Raw genomic sequence first — 16,851 nt, forward strand, 5'->3', positions numbered from 1 at the left:
TTACCTCAGATAGTGTTCCAGCGTAGCCAGTAGTCCTTCCACGCTGACTGGCTTGGTCAAATAATCGTCAAAGCCCGCCTCGCGACCGCGACGTACCTCGTTATGCATGGCATTGGCGGTCACAGCGATCACCGGAATGGCGGCCGTGTGATTGTCGTCCTTCAGGGTGCGGAGGATGCTGTAGCCGTCCGTGTCTGGCAGGTTGATATCGAGCAGCACAAGGTCGGGCTTCTCGGCACGCGCTATCGTAATGCCCTCGGCGCCGCTGGCGGTGGTGAGCAACCGTGCACCGGGGTAGCGCTGAAGAATGCGGGCTACCAGCTTGAGGTTTGCGGGGTTGTCCTCGATATAAAGCACAGTCCTCGCGTCATCCGGCATGCTCTCATTGGTCTCTGATGAACTCCCGTGCGGTTGAACCACCGGAGAGCCGCTGGTATTCCCGGTGCTGAGCCCGTCTCCGGAAGGCAGCCGTAACCAGAACGTGGACCCCTCCCCCATACGGCTTTCCACGCCGACACTTCCCCCCATCAGCTCAACCAGCCGCTGGGTCAGCGCCAGCCCGATACCGGTGCCTTCAATGTGACTTAGCTCGGCCCCCAGCCGGTTGAACGGCTGGAAAAGCTCCGGTATCCGGGAAGATTCGATTCCCGGACCTGTGTCCGATACCCGGATATCAACCCAGCCGTCGCCGTATTCCCGGGCAGAGATCACCACCTCTCCCTGGTCCCGGTTGTACTTGATAGCGTTGGAGAGGAGATTCAGCAGTGCCTGCTTGAGACGTGTCCAGTCAGCGCTAACCCGAAGGGCTCCCGTGTCCTCGGCCTGCAACTTGATCCCCCTGGCAGTGGCGGAGTGACGGACCAGCGTCAGGGTTTCATCAATCAGTTCCGGCAGGGAAATCACTTCCAGGGACAGGTCCAGCCGGCCGGACTCGATCTTCGCCAGGTCCAGCACCTCGTTGATCAGCGTGAGCAGGTGCCGGCTGGCATTCAGAATCTCCTTTACGTTGTCCCCTTGCTCATCGTCCAGGTCCGCATCCATTTCCAGCAGCTGACCAAAACCCAGAATGGCGTTCAGGGGTGTCCGCAGTTCATGGCTCATGCTGGACAGAAACTCGGACTTGGCACGGTTGGCCTGGTCGGCCCTGTGCTTGGCACGGATCAGGTTCTTTCGATTGATCTCTTCCATATCCAGCATGCGCTGGGAATTGATAATGACGCCGTAGGTCGCCGAAAACGGTCGCAGGAATTCGATGAGGGCGTTATCGTAACCTTCCTCACGATTCGCCAGGGCGAAGGTGCCCACCAGCTCGGGACCGATGAAGATGGGCACGCTCAGAAAGGTCCGGACCTCCGGATGTCCGGGGGGGAGGCGATCGAAGGAGACACCCGGCATCGACGGGTCAATCACCACGGGTTTTCGCTCACGGATACAGGCGCCCAGCAGGTTGTCCAGCTGCCGGAACTCGAAACGGTCTGTACCCACCCGACTCAGCATTTCGGAGGACGACTCATCCCAGCTGATGTCCGTAATGGACTGCACCCGGAGATAGGGCTTTTCCCCGTGGTCATAGAGCACTTCCGCCAGATAACCGAACTCGCTGCCGGTCAGTGCGATCAGGTTATTGAGCATGGTATCCAGGGTCGTCCGGAAACGACCTTCGAGGACGAACGCGGTGAGGGAGTCGTGGAGCATGTTCAGCAGCCGGGCCTGACGCTCCAGCCTCAGATCCGCTTCCCGCATCTCGGTCACGTCCTGAACCACGCCGAGCATCCGCACTGCCCTGCCAGTCTCATCCCGGGTGATGTCACCGGTTTCCAGCAACCAGCGAATGGTGTCGTCCGGCCATACCACTCGGTGCTCGATGCGATAGGGCCGGTCTTCCTCAATGGTATTGCGGATGGCTTGCTCCACCGAGGCCCGGTCTTCCGGATGCACAGCTGCCATGAAGTTCTCGTAGGAAGTCTCCAGGGCGCCTTCGGGGTAACCGAATAACACGGGAATCTGCTCGGTCCAGTACAGGTCTCCGGTTTCTATGTTCCACTCCCAGGTGCCTATCCCGGAATATTTCTGCGCGATGCGAAGGCGCTCACGTCCCTGTTCGAATTCGAACTCCCGCTGCCATCGGGTGAATGCACCCATCACAATATTGGCCAGTAGCCTGACCAGTCCTCGCTGCGAGAAGGTCTCTGCCATACCATTGGGGCAACCATGCAACGAAACCCTGCCCGCGGGAACCCCGTCCGTCATCAACGGAATCGACAGGGCCTCTGGTCCCGGTGCCACCTCCCCCTGTTCAGAGTCGGCGGCCCGGATCCAAAGAGCGGGCAACCGCTCCTGCTGCTCGAAGGATCGGCTCCAGTAACGGACGAAAGGATAGTCTTCACTCAGATCCAGGGAGATCGCCGTGGTCCGCAGTGCAAGGCACAACGGCGCCAGGGCAGCGCGCAGGCCCTTTGCTCCGTCACGCCAGCCAACATCCAGCAACTGTGCGCCCGCTTTGCCGAGATGCGCCGCCAGCTCCCCCTGCTCGCTGATCAGTGACTCGGCCTGTTTGACATGGGTAATATCCTTGCGGATGGCAACGTACTGGTAGGGCCGGCCAGAGGCGTCCAAAAACGGGACAATGGTGGAGGACACCCAGTAGAGTGAACCGTCCCGGGCCTGATTGCAGATTTCCCCCTGCCAGACGTCTCCACCGGCGATGGTCGACCAGAGCTCCCGGTAGAAACCGGGAGGATGGTATCCGGACTTGATAATACGGTGGTTCTGTCCGATCAGCTCGTCAGCGGTGTAGCCGCTAATCTGGCAGAACCGGTCGTTCACTTCAGTGATGTAACCGGCACGGTCGGTTTTGCTGATGATCGCGTGCAGGTTTAGCGCCCGGCGTTCCTGTTCATAATCATGAATCCGTTCATAGAGTCTGTGCCGGGGCGAATCCACTGCGGAATGCTGGCGCAACCGCGTCATTACCGCTGTGGCCAGGCCCTCCGGGTCAGCGACAAAAACCAGGTCCGGCACGCCACTGAGGGCATCCAGAAGCTCTCCCTGCCGCAGGCCACCCCTGAGCGCAAAAAAAGGGATGTGGCTGAGTTCGGGAAAGGCCCGCAGCAGACTAATGGCTGACCGGAGCGAGACGTCTTCCGGGTAGTGACTCAGAACGATCGCGTCAGGCGGGTCTTTGCTCAGCGTCAGAATACCTGTCTCAATACCGTCAAGCCGGTCTGTCACCAGGCCTGAACCACTCAGGCCATCTTCCATTTGTCGGAAAACCCCTTCCCGGTCTTCCACCACCGTTACCATCGCACGGGGTGGCGCCATACCGATTCCCAGCTCGCTAACCACCTCTCTGAGGACCCGGGGTGTCACGGGCTTGCCAATGCACCGGAAGGCGCTCAGTTCTATTGCGGACCGCGCGGTCTCCAGTGAAAACGCCTTGGCCATGGCCACCCACGGCCTGTTCCCGACCAGATTTCCGATAGTGACTAGTCCGTCGGGCGCCAGTCCGTCTACATCAACCAGCCACAAATCCGTGACCGACTGATCCGGTGCACCCGTTTCAACGGGCGTAAACCGGCAGCACAGGCCTTCGGCACCAAGCTTTGCTTCCTGGCGTGCCAGCCACTGCTCCGTGTTCTTGTCACCAACAACGGCAATCTCAATCATCAGGACGTCCCATGCGATATGCTTCCTGCGACTCGCTAGCGTGAGAGTCGACCACGCTCCCGGAGCCGTACAATCAGTCGGGCCACATCCCCGATCTGCTGCTTGAGCTCTGATGTAGCATGCTGGGCCTCCTGCACCAGGCGCATGGCAGAATCGCCCAGCTCATTGATGCTGACAATCTTTCCGGAGATTTCAGACGAGGCATTATGTTGCTGTTCCGCCGCCGCCGAAGTGCCGTTACAGGCCTCGGAGATATGGTCGATATTTTCCACCAGTTCCTCGAGAGTGCGGTCCGAGCTCACCGCGTTCTCCACTGTCTGTCTGGCATGGTGATCGCAACGGTCCATCGCGCTGGTCGCGTCGGCTACGGTCTGACGGAACTGTTTCAGCGTCTGGTCGATCTGTTCGGTAGACGATTTGGTTCTCAGAGCCAGGCTCCGGACCTCATCCGCCACGACGGCGAACCCCCGGCCCGCATCGCCGGCACGGGCGGCCTCGATAGAGGCATTCAGTGCCAGCAGGTTGGTCTGCTCGGTGATTTCTCCAATCACTTCCAGCGCCTCGGTTACCCCACGGCTGGCTTCCGTGAGATTGCCCACTGCAGAGGAAGCCTGGGCCAGTTCCGTGGACAAGGCTCCCATGCTGTTGCGGGTTTCCTGGGTAAGCTCCCGTCCCTTTACAACGCGCTCCGATGCGAGTCGAACTTGCTCGAGCATGCTCATGGCGTTGCTGGCAACTTCACGGGAGGTCACTGACATCTGTTCACTGGCGGAAGCAATGGTGTCTGTCGCTGTCGCCTGCTGCTGCACGGCGGAGTGGGCGTCGGTACTGCGGCTGATTGTGTGCGCTGCGCCACCATCGAGCTTGCCGATGACGTCATGCATGCGTTTGACCACGGCATCGAGTTCGGCGGATTGCTGGGTGATGGCCAGGTCGAGACTGCCAATATCGTCGACCCGGCCGGTGAAGATGTGTTCGGCCACCGTGTCGTCAATAACCGACCGGGCCCGGCGAACGCACTGACGGAAGGATCCGGTTAGCCACCAGAGAACCAACAGGGAGGCTGCCACAGCGATGCCCCCTGAAAAGGCGATGACCAGGGCCGATGGCATCAGCAACTGCACGGTCGTGGTGACCGCAATGATCAGAACCATGGCAAGCATAAGCTTGCTGTGCAGGGACAGGCCACGTCGCAGGCTGGCCCTCTCGACGGGACCTTTACTCGGCTGGCTCTTGCTGAGGCTCGCGTAAAGCTTCTCCGCCCGGGCCTGGGCTGCCGGTTCCAGCCGGGATCGGATGGACTGCAACTCGACCACCTCACCATCCTTGCCAAGCACCGGGATAGCGTAGGCACGGACCCAGTAATGGTCGCCGTTCTTGCATCGGTTCTTGACGGCGCCCAGCCAGGTTTCGCCATTGCGCAACCTCGCCCACATCTCTTCATAAGCCGCCCTCGGCATGTCCGGATGGCGGATGATGTTGTGGGGCTGACCGATCAGCTCTTCCCGGGTGAAGCCACTTATTGCGACGAACTCATCGTTAATATGAGTAATCTGGCCCTTGGGATTTGTCGTGGACAGTATGTTCGCGTCGGGGTCGACAGGGACACTACGATTCGTAACAGGGGTATTAACGCGCATGGCTGCTTTTTCCAAAGAAATATTGTTTAGATACTTATAGCTGCATTGTACGGAGCGGCGTCTTTCCTGGATGCCATTATAGAGATCCGGTGGCCATGCAAACGGATCACCCTCATATAACGCTTTGTTTTAATTATATAAAAAATAACAATACGGATAATTTTTTCAAAAAACGGACACTAACAAATGCTACTTTGCACAAAACGGCTAAAAGACTAAAAAACAACCAGCTATCCAATAATTGAAAATATCACAAACTGAGTATCCATTTTTTGCAAATAAATACACCCTCAAAAATAAAAAAATCGAAAAATCAGTATCTTAAAGTTAATAAATAGATATCTATCCATTAAAAGCCCAGGACACTAAAAATACGTATATATTGGGGAGATCGTCCGGACAAGTGATATCCATTTTTATCAGCAGGTCTGCGCAGAATCCATAAACCATGACAAAAATTGAAATGGGTAGGCGGATTGAACCTGTGGATCGGAACAAATAATGATCTCAGGTCTCCTTAGTTGACCCGATTGGGAGTCCAGTGCTCAACAACACTATTCCTGAAAAGCTTGAGGACTCAGAAGATGCTGTTAAGAACCTACTTGGCAAACCTGGCTGTCGGAAAAAAGCTGGCTGCAAGTTTTGGAATCCTTCTCCTGCTCCTGATCATCATATCCACGGTCAGTGTTTCTTCACTCGACGACTACAGTCGCGGCGTCACCATTGTAAGAGAGGCCAACGCTGCTGAGATCGCCCTTCTTGAGGCAGAGCGGGATGAGCGGAACTTTACGATAAGTCAAGAAAAACAATATCTTGATAGCGCTATAGAGTATGTCGATATAGCCAAGCAAGCACTGGCCTCCATGATTGAAATGAACGCCACAGGTAGCACGGATAGACAACATGCAGAACAGATTCTCGATGGTGTCAGCTCCTATGAGGCGCTTCTGGAGCAATATGCCTCGATAAGCTCTGGACAATCCGAGCGCGCAGCATTAATTGAAGAAGAACTCTACACAACGGCAACCAGCACTGTTGGCATGATGGAGGAACTGAAAGAACGCGAGCAATCCCAGCTACAGGAACGGTATGACTTTGTCGTCGCAGAGATCATCGTTGTGACCATGGTTGCGTTTCTGCTTGCCATTATCCTGTCGTGGATACTGACCAGGTCGATCACCCGGCCCATCAATGAAGCCGTCGAGGTTGCCAACAAGGTGGCTTCCGGCGATCTGACGATTCAGGTTCAGAGCCAACGCGGGGATGAGTTCGGTCAGTTGCTTGCTGCTTTCTCCACCATGATTACCAGCCTGAGGGAGCTGATCCGCGAAATCGAAACCGGATCGTCCAGCATTGCCTCGTCTTCGGAGGAGCTTTCTACCGTAACCAATCAGACCAGTCAGGGCGTTGCCGAACAGCAGTCGCAGACAGATCAGGTTGCCACTGCCATGAACGAGATGGTTGCGACCGTCAATGAAGTAGCCAAAAGTGCCGAAGCAGCTTTCGAGGCTGCCAACCAGGCCAGCGAGAAATCCGGTAATGGCGAGAAAGCGGTCCGCGAGACCCTGGAATTCGTCGAGGAACTCACCAGGCAAAGTGCCACTGTGATGACACAGCTTCAGGGCCTGCAGGCAGAAACCAATAATATCGGTACCGTTCTGGACGTCATCAAATCCGTCGCTGAGCAAACCAACCTGCTGGCGCTGAACGCCGCCATTGAGGCCGCCCGTGCCGGTGACCAGGGACGTGGTTTTGCCGTGGTGGCGGACGAGGTACGCTCACTGGCCCAGCGTACCCAGAGTTCGGCAACCGAGATTGAAAGCCTTATCAGCAACCTGGTCACCAGCGCGGAAACGTCCGTTGACAGCATGGAGGCCGGCAACAGACTGGCGGAACAGACGCTTGAGAGGGCGCAGCTGGCAGGTACGGTTATTGAAGAAATGGCCCAGAGTGTTGAGGAAATTCGCCAATACAACAGCCAGATAGCGACAGCTGCTGAAGAGCAGAGTTCGGTGGCGGAAGATATCAATCAGAACATTACCGTGATTCGCGATGTCGGTGACCAGTCAGCCGCCTCCACAGAACAGGTGTCTGCAGCCAGTCAGGAGCTTGCCCGGCTTGCAGAAGGCCTCAATTCACAAGTAGCCCGCTTCCGGGTCTGACTCTATCCGGAAAACCGGCGCCTCCATACCGCGCCAGTTTTCCGGGCAGATCGACTTCCTGGCAGAATGGTTCAAGAGGATTCTGCCGACTACAGCGTTTTCAGAACATCTTCAGATAACGCTCCACCTCCCAGGACGACACATGGTTCTGGTAGCTTTCCCACTCGCCCCGCTTGTACTGCACAAAGCTGTTGAACATGGCTTCGCCGAATACCGCCTTTGACAGGGGATCTGCCTCAAAGGCTTCCACCGCCTCGCCCAGGTTGCGGGGCAGGTATTCGATGCCCTGGGCAGCGATCTCGGCGTCGCTGTAGTTGTACATGTTTTCGTGGTGGGGGGTGCCGGGGTCCAGTTGTTCACGAATGCCTTCCAGGCCCGCCGCCAGCATCAGGGCACTGCCCAGATAAGGATTACAGGCGATATCAGCGGCCCGGCACTCGATACGGCCACCGACGCCGGGAATGCGGATCATATTGGTGCGGTTGTTGGAGCCGTAGCACTGGAAGACCGGCGCCCAGGTGGAACCGGACATGCTGCCCTGGCGCACCAGGCGCTTGTAGCTGTTGACCGTCGGCGCAATCACCGCACTGATGGCCCCGGCGTGCCTCAGTACACCGGCGATGAAGTGGTAGGCCAGCTTGCTGATGCCGCAACCGTGGGCGTCATTGCCATTGGCTTCGAACAGGTTTTCTCCGGTCTTCAGGTCCGCCAGCGACATGTTGTAGTGGGCACCGCTGCCGGTACGATCGGCGAAGGGCTTGGGCATGAAGCTGGCAAAGGCGCCGTGCTTGCGGGCAATCTCGTTGGCCATCATGCGGAAGAACACGAACCGGTCCGCCATGGTCAGGCCGTCGGCGTACCGGAAATCGGTTTCGAACTGGCCGTTGGCATCCTCATGGTCGAACGAATACACATCCCAGCCCAGTTCGTTCATGGCCTCCACGATCTCGTCCATGATCGACAGGTTGTCCATCATGGTGCGGGGGTCATAGCACGGCTTGCCGGCGGTATCCCGCTCGCTCACCGGAGCAAAGCCGCCGTCTTCGGTATCCCGGAACAGGAAGAACTCGGTTTCGATACCCAGGTTGAAGCGATAGCCCATGTCCGCCGCGGCATCGAGCTGGCGACGGAAGATGTTCCTGGAGCAGGCCTCGAATGGCTCCCCATTGAGATACAGGTTGCCCGGGAACCAGGCCAGCTGGCGGTTCCAGGGGCAGATGGCAACACCGGCGGAATCCGGCATGGCGGCCACTTCGTCGTCGGAGATGTCCTGGGGCACGCCGTCCAGTGCTGCGCCGGTATAGAGCTCCGAGCCTTCCATCATCTGGCCCAGGTGGGCGATGGGGACAAATTTCCCCTTACTGATGCCGTGGATGTCCACGTAGCTGGATATGGCGTACTTCACGCCGGCGTCCGCCAGTTGTTGTTTGAGGGTCTGGGTGGTCATGGTGTCTGACATGGTCATGTCCTGTGGTCCGTTGTGTTGGTCTGGCACCGGGGTTCCGGCGCCGCTGGAATCTGGCACGGACTTTCCATTCAACTTACATGCCAGCATGTATGTAAATGGATCGGCGTACCACCAGAAACGCTTTTAGAGGAATCCGGACATGAGCGATAAATCGTGGCAAATCAATGAATTCAGGGTATCTAACCTGGCGCTGTCACAGGGCGGAACGCTCAGGGATGCCCGCCTGGTCTACCATCAGATCGGCACCCTCAACGCACCAAAAGACAACCTTGTTCTGCTGCCCACGTACTATGGTGGTGCAGCAACGGGAAACTACCCGCTGCTGGACGGCGGCAGCCCTTTGGACCCGGAACGCTACTGTATTGTGATCCCGGCCATGCTGGGCGCGGGCGAGTCCTCCTCGCCTTCCAACACCACCGGTGACCAGGGCGGCGCAGGCTTCCCTCAGCTGAACCTGTACGACAATATCGCGCTGCAGAAACGACTGGTGGATGACGTTTTCGGCGGCGCTTCCCTGGCACTGGTGGCGGGCTGGTCCATGGGTGGTATGCAGGCCCTGCAGTGGGCGGCGGCCTGGCCGGACCGGGTGCGGGCAGTGGTGGCCAGCTGCTGCACAGCACAATGTTCGCCCCACAACTGGCTGTTCCTGGAGGGGGTCAGGGCAGCCCTGCAAGCGGACCCGGCCTTTAAGGAAGGCCGCTATAACCAGCCGCCGGAAGCCGGGCTGAGGGCCTTCGCCCGGGTCTATGCCGGCTGGGCCTACTCCCAGGCATTCTTCCGCAACCGCGGGTACAGGGCACTGGGGTTCGAATCCATCGAAGCGCTGCTGCAGTTCTGGGAACAGGACCATCTCGCCCAGGATGCCAATGACCTGCTGTCGGTCCTTGATGTCTGGCAGCGTGGCTCCGTTGGCCAGTTCCCCGGCAATCGTGACGACCTGCCCCGGGCGCTCTCCCGGATCAGCATGCCAGCACATCTTCTTCCCTGCCGCACCGACCTGTATTTCACCGTGGAGGATGCCCGCCGGGAGGCAGCGTTGATGCCTGGTGCCAGGCTGGAGGTGATCGAGTCAGACTGGGGGCACATTGCAGGTGGACCGGGACGTAACCCCGCCGTGATGGCGCAAATGTTTCGCGCCATGTCGGACGTGCTGTCCGAATCGGGGCAGAGTGGCTGCGATTAGCGCCCTCCCGGGGGGCAGCGCAGGTCATTGGGCGCACCAATTCAGTGCAAGCAGAGCTGAAGCCATAACCGGAATCTCGCGGTAAACTTCCAAAAATCTTGATAAATCAATGTATTGATAGTTTATTCGCGGTCTGGCACGGGCCGTGCAAATTCTCCCCATAACGACACACAGATCCAGTCACAGCAACACCCGCAACTCAGGGATGCGGATTTACAGGCTGACCAATAGGTGACTAGGGTTCCGGTTCAGGGCATAGCCCTGGATGACTGGTCCGAGAGTGACCGACCTCTGCGAGGTTACACGGCGGGACAAAAGCCCGGGAGATCGAAGACCACAGCGATTCCGCTGCCGTGTTGCTGCACAGAGGAGACCCTTGATGCGACTGATCAACCGCCACCCGGCCCGGACCACGGCCCTGTTCCTCGGGCTCTTGCCCTTCCTGCTCATCGTGCTGCTATACGGCGCCGCCTCCCAGGAACGACTGGCGAACAATCCCAACGACAAGTTGCTGCCCGGCCTCGAACAGATGACCAGTGCCGTCAACCGCATGGCGTTCGAGGAAGACCGCCGCAGCGGCGAGTACCTGATGTGGCAGGACACCGCTGCCAGCCTGCAGCGACTGGGGATTGGCGTGGGCGTTGCCGCCTCGCTGGCACTGGTGGTGGGGCTGCTTAACGGCATCCTGCCGGTGGTCAGGGCCGGTATGGCGCCACTGGTGTCGGCGCTTTCGATGATTCCCCCACTGGCAATACTGCCTATCCTGTTCATCGTGTTTGGCCTGGGCGAACTGTCCAAGGTGATGCTGATCGTCATCGGTACCGCCCCCATCATGATGCGGGACGTGGCCCAGCGGGTGCGGGAGCTACCCCAGGAGCAGCTCATCAAGATCCAGACCCTGGGGGCCAACAGCTGGCAGGTGGTGACCCGTATGGCCCTGCCCCAGGTGCTGCCACGACTGATTGATGCGGTGCGCCTGAGCCTGGGCCCGGCCTGGCTGTTTCTCATTGCCGCCGAGGCTATTGCCTCTGAACAGGGCCTGGGCTACCGCATTTTCCTGGTTCGTCGCTACCTGGCGATGGATGTGATCATCCCCTACGTGCTGTGGATTACGCTGCTGGCCATCGTCATCGACCAGCTGCTCCGGCTGGCCAACCGCCGGCTGTTCCCCTGGTACAACGCCGGAGGCCACTGATGAGTTTTATCACCGTCAATAAACTGTGGAAGGAATACGGCAAGACCGTGGTCCTGGAAAACCTCAACCTGACCGTTGAGCAGGGCGAATTCTGCACCCTGGTGGGAGCCTCCGGCTGCGGCAAGTCCACCTTCCTGAAGATGTTACTGGGGCAGGAACAGCCCACACGGGGTGACCTTCAGCTTGAGGGCGACACCTTTCCCGGCGAGCCGGACCGCAACCGGGGCATCGTGTTCCAGCGTTACTCCGTGTTCCCCCACCTGACGGTACGTCAGAACGTACTCATGGGCCTGGAACTGGAGCAGAAGCCGTTCCTTGGCAAGCTGTTCGGCAAGGCCCGGAAGGAAGCGCTGGCCAGGGTGGACGAGATGATCGAGTCCGTCGGCCTCGCCCACGCCGCCAACAAGTGGCCCCATGAACTCTCCGGGGGGATGCAGCAGCGACTGGCCATTGCCCAGTCATTCATCATGCGCCCCAGGGTACTGCTGCTGGACGAACCCTTCGGCGCCCTGGACCCGGGCATCCGCGGTGACATGCACGAGCTGATCCTCAAGCTGTGGCGGGAAACGGGCACCACCATCTTCATGGTCACCCACGACCTGCACGAAGGCTTCTATCTTGGCACTCGCCTGCTGGTGTTCGACAAGGTCCGCAATGATCCCCAGCAGGCGGAAGCCTATGGCGCCACCATCACCTATGACCTGCCCATCGGCCAGAATGACCGGCAGCTCTATGAATCCATCGAAACCTCCGTGTCGGAAACGGCACGGGCCCTGTCTGCATGAGGCTCGCACGATGACCACCACCATCAACCTCGATATCCCGGCCCTGCTGCAGGCCTACCGCAGCGGTGACCTGACCCCCGCCGCCGTTCTGTCCCAATCGCTGGAACGTGCCGCCGAATACAGTGACCGCAACCTCTGGATCCACCTGGCCAGTGAACAGGAGCTGGCCCCCTACCTGGAGCGACTGGCCGGGGCGAGTCCCGATGAGCTGCCGCTGTATGGCATTCCCTTTGCCGTGAAGGACAACATCGATGTGGCGGGCATGCCCACTACCGCCGCCTGTGAAACCTTCCGCTATCAGCCGGAGCGTCACGCTGCCGTGGTTAAAAGGCTGGTGGAGGCGGGCGCCATTCCCATTGGCAAGACCAACCTGGACCAGTTTGCCACCGGGTTGGTGGGTACCCGCTCCCCGGACCCCTGGGGGGCCTGCCGCAACAGTTTCGACCCGGACTATATCTCCGGTGGTTCTTCTTCCGGTTCCGCCGTGGCCACGGCCCTCGGCCTGGTGAGCTTTGCCCTGGGCACTGATACTGCCGGTTCCGGCCGGGTGCCCGCGGCTTTCAACAACCTGATCGGCCTGAAACCGACCCTGGGGCGGCTCAGTGTTCGTGGCGTAGTGCCGGCCTGCCAGAGCCTGGACTGTGTATCCGTCTTCGCCCGCTCCGCGTCACAGGCGCAGACCGTACTGGCGGTGGCCTCCGCCAGCGATCCAGAGGACCCCTGGCAACGCCCGGCACCGGAAGGACGACGGCCGGTAGCGGACGCATTCCGCTTTGGCGTTCCCCTGGAGCATCAGCTGGATTTCGATGGCGACGAGGGTGCAAGGGCTCTCTTCGCCCGCTCCATCAAACACCTTGAAAGTCTCGGTGGTGAGCGGGTAGAGGTGGACTTCCAGCCCTTCCTGGATGCAGCAAGGCTGCTCTACGAAGGACCCTGGGTGGCGGAACGTTACCTTGCCACCAGCCCGCTGATCGAGGACCACCCGGAAGCGCTTCTGCCAGTGACCCGGGACATTATCCGTCAGGGAGCCAATGGCAGTGCCAGGGACGCCTTTGCCGCCCGTTACCGGCTTCAGGCCCTGAAACGCCAGGCCGACCAGGTCTGGGGCCAGGTGGACGTCATGGTCACCCCCACCACACCCACCATTTACACCCGGGCCCAGGTCGAGGCCGACCCGGTCGCCCTGAACAGCAGCCTGGGCACCTACACCAACTTCATGAACCTGCTGGACTTCAGTGCGGTTGCGGTGCCTTCCGGTTTCCTGGACAACGGCCTGCCCCTGGGTTGTACGCTGTTTGCCCCGGCCTTCCAGGACGAGGCCCTGCTGGCCCTCGCCAGTCGCCTGCATCCACTGGCCACCGGAACCATCGGAGCGCTGGGGGAACCACTCAACAGCCCGGCACTGGATGCGGCCGAAGGCACCATCGACGTACTGGTCTGCGGGGCCCACCTGTCCGGCCTGCCCCTGAACCATCAGCTTACCGAACGTAACGCTGCTCTGGTGGAAACCACCGAAACCGCCAGCGCCTATCGGATGTACCTGCTGGCCGGTGGCCCGCCACTACGTCCAGGACTGATCCGGGATGAGAAAGACGGTACCGGCGTACCGGTGGAAATCTGGCGGGTACCGGCGGACCGGTTCGGCAGCTTTGTGGCCGGCATTCCGGCACCGCTGGGTATCGGCAAGGTAGAGCTGGCTGACGGCCGCTGGGTGCCCGGCTTTATCTGCGAGCCTGTCGGCCTGGAAGGGGCGGAGGAGATTACCCACCTGGGTGGCTGGCGAGGGTTTCTGGCGTCCCGATAATTACAGGCTCAGCCAGCCAAATGTCAGCAGCGCGGTCACCACATAACGCCCGAACTTGGCAATGGTGACAATCAGTACAAAGCTGCGAAACGGCTCCCGCATGATGCCCGCGATCAGGGTCAGCGGATCACCGATGAACGGCGCCCAACTCATCAACAAACTCCAGCGCCCCCAGCGGTGATAGTGCCGCTGGGCTTTCTCCAGACTCTGCGGCTTGAACGGAAACCAGCGCCTGTCACGGAACTTCTCGATGTACAGCCCCAGGTACCAGTTCACCACCGAACCCAGCACATTACCCGCCGTTGCAACAAGCAGCAGCAGGGTAATTGAATAGGCATCCGCCGCCAGCAAGCCTACCAGCAGCGCTTCCGACTGAAAGGGGAAAAAGGTGGCTGCCGCGAATGCGGCGAAGAACAGACTGGCGTAGGCAAGCAGTTGTGCCATGCGGGACCCCGGCTGGGAAAAGCCATTACCCTACCACTTTTGACCAAGGCTGGGTCCCCGCATGGGTTCATTTCAGACCCTTGCCCGGTAACCGACATTTACAGGCTACCCGGGGTTCAAATTTATTACGTTATAACATAACATTCTCTCCCTGAACGGCATCCATGAGCTATCAAAGTCCGAAACCGGCGGTGCCCGGCCGACAGTCAGGGTGTTTCGTTCTTGATCGCAATACCGTCAACCACCGTGCGCCCACTATACGTAACGTTATAACGTTCAATTAAACGCCTAACAAACAGACAAGGACTGATTATGAAAACCCTGCCCCAAGCGACCAGTGTTTTGTTGCTGTCCGCCATCCCGCTCCACCCAACCTTCGCCAATGAGCTCAACCCCGAAATCGGTGTTGTGCTGGATGGTTACTACAAACAGAATCCGACTGCACTGTCCCATCGCGATGAAGGCTTTGGCCTCGGTCACACCGAGCTATCGCTGTCGTCGCCGATTGATGACCTTTTCGAGGGTCGTCTGACCGCCGTACTGGATGATCACGACGGCGAAACCGAACTGGGGCTGGAAGAAGCGTTCATTCAGACCACCGCCCTGCCCTGGAACCTGAGTGCGCGCGGTGGCCGCTTCCTGTCCCAGGTGGGTTACCTCAACAGCCGCCACCTTCATACGGATGACTTTGTGGAACGGCCGGTGCCCTATCGGGCCATGCTGGGCAGTCACTACTTCGATGACGGAGTTCGCGTAAACCTGCTGATACCGACACCTTTTTACTGGCAGGTGGGCGCCGAGGCCTTTGATGGCGACAAGCTGACCGAAGGTGAGGAGGATATCGGCGTCTACACCCTCAATACCCGTTTCGGGGGCGATATCTCCAACTCACAGAGCTGGCAGGCGGGGATGTCCTGGCTGCGCAACCGGCAGGCCCATGGTGGTCATGAGGAAGATCACGATGACCATGATGATCACGACCATGCCCACGCTCATGGCGCCGCCTACACGGGCGAGAATCTCTATATCGCTGATCTGGTCTGGAAATGGTCGCCACAGGGTAATACCCGCCAGCAGCAACTGACCCTGAGCGGGGAATACCTCTATGCCGACGACCTGGACGACCATGGCCACTCGGACGATATCCACAAGGGCTGGTACGCCTCGGCGGTCTATCAGTTTGCGCCCCAGTGGTCCGCCGGAGCGCGTTACGGCAAGGCCGAACTCAAGGAAGCCCATGGCGATCACTACCACGACCAGGAGCTGGAAGAGACTGACGTGATGCTGGCGTGGTCCCATTCCCACTTCTCGACAGTGCGCCTGCAGTACACTTTCCAGGACGCCTACGGCTTTGAGGAAGCTGACAATACGCTCACACTTCAGTATGTCATGAGCTTTGGAGCTCACGGTGCCCATGACTATTAAGAACCTCTTGGCGGGCCTGATACTGGCTGTACTGGCAATGCCCGCCCAGGCCTCTCTGACCATTTTTGCCTGCGAGCCGGAATGGGCCGATCTGGCCAGGGCATTGGCGCCGGATGCGAGGATCACTACCGCCACCACGGCCTCTCAGGACCCCCACTACGTGGAGGCCCGCCCCAGCCTGATCGCCGCCATGCGCCGGGCCGACCTCGCTGTCTGCACCGGCGCCTCGCTGGAAGCCGGCTGGCTGCCCTCCCTGATGCGCAAGGCCGCCAACCGTAGTATTCGCCCGGGCCAGCCCGGGCTGTTCTACGCTGCAGATCAGGTGAACCTGCACCAGCCCCATGATCATGTGGACCGAAGCATGGGCGACGTCCATCCTGAAGGGGACCCCCATGTTCACCTGGACCCCGAGGCCCTGCCGCGGGTGGCGGAGGCCCTGGCGCAACGGCTGGCCGAAATCGCACCGGAACAGGCCCGGGATATAAGGCGACGGTATCTGCAATGGCGGGTGCAGTGGAACCTGGATCGGGATCGGTGGCGACAACAGGCCGCAGAACTGCAGGGACTTGAACTGGTGGTCCAGCACACCAGCTTCGACTACCTGTTGCGCTGGCTCGGCGTGGAGCGGGGCATTGACCTGGAACCCAAACCGGGCCTGCCGCCCAGCGCGGGGCACCTCAGCCAGGTACTTGCCGATGAGCGACTGACCGGGGCCGATGCCATTCTGGTGGCCACCTACCAGGATGAACGGCCGGCGCGCTGGCTCGCCAGCCGGACCGATCTACCGGTGCTGGTGTTGCCTGCCACGGTGACCGATGACGGCGATACCGCCACTCTGTCAGGGCTGATCAGCCATATCATGACGAGACTGGCGGAGGTCCGTCATGACCGGCAGCGATAGCTGGTGGCTGCTGGCGCCGCTTTCCGCCGGGCTGCTTATCACCCTGAGCCTGGTGCCCCTGGGGCACCGGGTGCTGGCCCGGGGCATGGTATTCGCGGATCTCGCCATTGCCCAGTGGGCCGCCCTGGGATCGCTGGCAGGCGTTATGGTGATGCCGCAATACAGGCTGACGGGACTG

Annotated in this window: 11 protein-coding genes, 1 pseudogene and 1 riboswitch; of the genes and pseudogenes, 8 read left to right on the forward strand and 4 right to left on the reverse strand. The window is 59.8% G+C overall.

The annotated features are described in order from the left end of the window. Positions 1-3,666, reverse strand: coding sequence for a PAS domain-containing protein (locus tag ACESMZ_RS15560; protein ID WP_372972923.1), 3,666 nt, complete (start codon positions 3,664-3,666; stop codon positions 1-3). Between the two features lie 35 nt (positions 3,667-3,701). Continuing rightward, entirely contained in the window at positions 3,702-5,306 is a 1,605-nt protein-coding gene (locus tag ACESMZ_RS15565) for a PAS domain-containing methyl-accepting chemotaxis protein (RefSeq protein WP_372972924.1), read from the reverse strand. Positions 5,307-5,890: 584 nt separating this feature from the next. Here ACESMZ_RS15565 and ACESMZ_RS15570 point away from each other — a divergent pair. After that, positions 5,891-7,468, forward strand: a complete 1,578-nt coding sequence (locus tag ACESMZ_RS15570) for a methyl-accepting chemotaxis protein (RefSeq protein ID WP_372972925.1) — start codon at positions 5,891-5,893, stop codon at positions 7,466-7,468. 100 nt (positions 7,469-7,568) lie between these two features. Here the strand turns inward: ACESMZ_RS15570 and glnT are convergent, their stop codons facing one another. After that, positions 7,569-8,927, reverse strand: coding sequence for a type III glutamate--ammonia ligase (gene glnT, locus ACESMZ_RS15575; protein ID WP_372958680.1), 1,359 nt, complete (start codon positions 8,925-8,927; stop codon positions 7,569-7,571). A 148-nt stretch (positions 8,928-9,075) separates the two neighbouring features. On the opposite strand from glnT, the gene ACESMZ_RS15580 reads away from it, so the two are divergent. From ACESMZ_RS15580 to atzF, 4 genes are all read left to right on the forward strand, one after another. Further along, on the forward strand, positions 9,076-10,119 hold the full coding sequence (locus ACESMZ_RS15580; RefSeq protein ID WP_372958679.1) for an alpha/beta fold hydrolase: 1,044 nt from the start codon (positions 9,076-9,078) through the stop codon (positions 10,117-10,119). Between the two features lie 224 nt (positions 10,120-10,343). Beyond that, positions 10,344-10,447: riboswitch (guanidine-I (ykkC/yxkD leader) on the forward strand. A gap of 51 nt (positions 10,448-10,498) precedes the next feature. Next, positions 10,499-11,314 (forward strand): ABC transporter permease, encoded by an 816-nt coding sequence (locus ACESMZ_RS15585; RefSeq protein WP_372958678.1) that lies wholly within the window; start codon positions 10,499-10,501, stop codon positions 11,312-11,314. Continuing rightward, positions 11,314-12,099, forward strand: coding sequence for an ABC transporter ATP-binding protein (locus tag ACESMZ_RS15590; protein WP_372958677.1), 786 nt, complete (start codon positions 11,314-11,316; stop codon positions 12,097-12,099). Before ACESMZ_RS15585 ends, ACESMZ_RS15590 begins: the two co-directional genes overlap by 1 nt. A 10-nt stretch (positions 12,100-12,109) precedes the next feature. Further along, the gene (gene atzF / locus ACESMZ_RS15595) at positions 12,110-13,903 is read left to right on the forward strand and encodes an allophanate hydrolase (RefSeq protein WP_372958676.1); all 1,794 of its coding nucleotides are present in this window, start codon (positions 12,110-12,112) and stop codon (positions 13,901-13,903) included. Here atzF and ACESMZ_RS15600 read toward each other — a convergent pair whose 3' ends face one another. Then, positions 13,904-14,347, reverse strand: a complete 444-nt coding sequence (locus ACESMZ_RS15600) for a YqaA family protein (protein WP_372958675.1) — start codon at positions 14,345-14,347, stop codon at positions 13,904-13,906. A 312-nt stretch (positions 14,348-14,659) separates the two neighbouring features. Here ACESMZ_RS15600 and ACESMZ_RS15605 point away from each other — a divergent pair, with 312 nt between their 5' ends. The 3 genes and pseudogenes from ACESMZ_RS15605 to ACESMZ_RS15615 form a co-directional block, all read left to right on the forward strand. After that, positions 14,660-15,772, forward strand: a complete 1,113-nt coding sequence (locus tag ACESMZ_RS15605) for a hypothetical protein (RefSeq protein ID WP_372958674.1) — start codon at positions 14,660-14,662, stop codon at positions 15,770-15,772. Beyond that, a complete protein-coding gene (locus tag ACESMZ_RS15610; protein WP_372972926.1) occupies positions 15,762-16,673 on the forward strand; it encodes a metal ABC transporter substrate-binding protein in 912 nt (303 codons plus the stop codon). Before ACESMZ_RS15605 ends, ACESMZ_RS15610 begins: the two co-directional genes overlap by 11 nt. Continuing rightward, positions 16,657-16,851, forward strand: a pseudogene (locus ACESMZ_RS15615) (hypothetical protein); the annotation flags it as partial. The gene ACESMZ_RS15610 and the pseudogene ACESMZ_RS15615, both read left to right, overlap by 17 nt.

Source organism: Marinobacter sp. (assembly GCF_041690615.1).
Taxonomy (GTDB): Bacteria; Pseudomonadota; Gammaproteobacteria; order Pseudomonadales; family Oleiphilaceae; genus Marinobacter.